The following is a 1,765-nucleotide window of genomic DNA, read 5'->3' on the forward strand; positions in this document are numbered from 1 at the left end:
AGTAGTATATTTCACATCCAAAAGACGCAATAATTCTACAAGTATATTCACATATTTCATTGCACAATATAATTATTTGACTATCACAACTATTGGATTACTATCTTCTGATATGTCAAAAGTTTTTTTATTACTCATCTTTTCTATATAAGAAGTAGCTTCTATTAACCCGACAAACTGACCATCAGATGTAGCTGTTTGCAAATTCTCTAGAAAAATTCCATTTACAGAATCTGATATATGAAGCTTATCTGTCACTTTTACTAATTTATTTTTCTTATTATAAGATCCCCAATAGGTTTTTGCATCTTGTAGATTGTAATAGTTCATCTGAAAAACAAAGAACAGACATTCTTTCCCTTCTAATACATAATCAATTGCAATTTTGTTCAAACTTCCTTCGAGATTATATCTATCTTTATAATCACAATGTTTATCCCCTAAATTAAAGACTAATCTAGGTTTCATTTTATTTTCTAAAACCTGATAGATCGTATCATTAAAATGTTCTTTACAATAAACATTTTTATCAAAGACCCATAAACAAGGATTTTCTGTATAGGAGAATACCATCCGACCGTCTTTCAATGTAAAAATCAAACAGCTAGTTGAAACAGGTATATTACCAAAACCTGAAAAAGAAATTGGAGTCTGAGAAAAATCAGAAGGTATAATTTCATCCTCATTTAAAAAAAAGTTATGTATTTTCCCATTCAGAATATCATACATTAAAATTTTATAATCCAGCTTATTAAATAGAGTTTGTTTATAAACATACAGTTTATTTTCTGTTGTAATTTGAGACACTGTTGTTAAACGAGGAAAACTATCAGGCAAATTTATAATATTTAACGGATTCCCATTCACATCAAAACGTAGGACTCGATTTCCATCTGTTTGTACATAAATAATTTCAGCTGTATCATCTATCCAAAAAACAGGAATATTATGTTGTAATGTATATTCATTTGCTCCCTGACCTATATTTCCGATAGTTTGAATAAATTCACCTGTTCTCTTATCAAACATCTTTATAGGTTGTTGAAAGGAACCTACAAGCAATTTATCTTTCAACATCCTAACATAAGCTCTCTTTCCTATTAGAGATTCTTCGGTTGTTTCTAACGAAACATAAGAAACAGACTCACCTATATCCATAACAGAGAGTTCTTTTATATCAACTAGCGCACTCTCTATATCAATATATTCACAACCATTATTATCACTATTAGAACAAGCCAAACCGACTATTAACAAGACTACTAAAATTGTTATTTTTATAATATACATCATATACACATAATATTAAAGATCAATTATACATGATAAAAAGTTTCCTCTTTAATATATCAATAAATATCAAAAGGAAACTTTTAAATCTAAAGAAGCTATTCCAATAATCCATTAAGAAAGCTTCTACCTCCTAAAATTCACACTTGACATCCACACACCAAATAATCAGAAGAAGAGTCCCAACCACAGGATCCTGAATAATGAAGACCATTCATAGTAAATGAACAAGGTCCCGCACAACTGCTAGCAGAACAACCTGTAGCCCCTAAAATCCCTTTCATTTGATCTTTAGATAATTCCACAGGATCTACATTTTTCAAACGAAGCTTTGATAACTTTTTCATATAAATTATTATTAAAACACGTGGCAGCGTTGTAAAAACGCTCAAATAATACTGTATAGCCACAATTTCACAGCAATTATATATAAATATTTCATTTGATTACTCACCTTTATAAATCTTAAGATTTA

Annotated in this window: 2 protein-coding genes; both read right to left on the bottom strand. The window is 29.2% G+C overall.

Annotated elements, in window-relative coordinates; translation table 11 throughout:
* Positions 1–72: 72 nt before the first annotated feature.
* On the bottom strand, positions 73–1,293 hold the full coding sequence (locus DXA15_RS24900) for a 6-bladed beta-propeller (RefSeq protein WP_128135830.1): 1,221 nt from the start codon (positions 1,291–1,293) through the stop codon (positions 73–75).
* A gap of 137 nt (positions 1,294–1,430) precedes the next feature.
* The gene (locus tag DXA15_RS24905) at positions 1,431–1,637 is read right to left on the bottom strand and encodes a hypothetical protein (RefSeq protein WP_128135831.1); all 207 of its coding nucleotides are present in this window, start codon (positions 1,635–1,637) and stop codon (positions 1,431–1,433) included.
* Positions 1,638–1,765: the final 128 nt, after the last annotated feature.

The sequence above is a fragment of the Parabacteroides sp. AM58-2XD genome (assembly GCF_003463685.1).
In the GTDB taxonomy this organism is placed as follows: Bacteria; Bacteroidota; Bacteroidia; order Bacteroidales; family Tannerellaceae; genus Parabacteroides; species Parabacteroides segnis.

What these genes read in the sequence shown, in the direction of transcription:
- DXA15_RS24900 (WP_128135830.1), bottom strand. Translation starts at nt 1,293, where the DNA reads ATGATGTATATTATAAAAATAACAATTTTAGTAGTCTTGTTAATAGTC.
- DXA15_RS24905 (WP_128135831.1), bottom strand. Translation starts at nt 1,637, where the DNA reads ATGAAAAAGTTATCAAAGCTTCGTTTGAAAAATGTAGATCCTGTGGAA.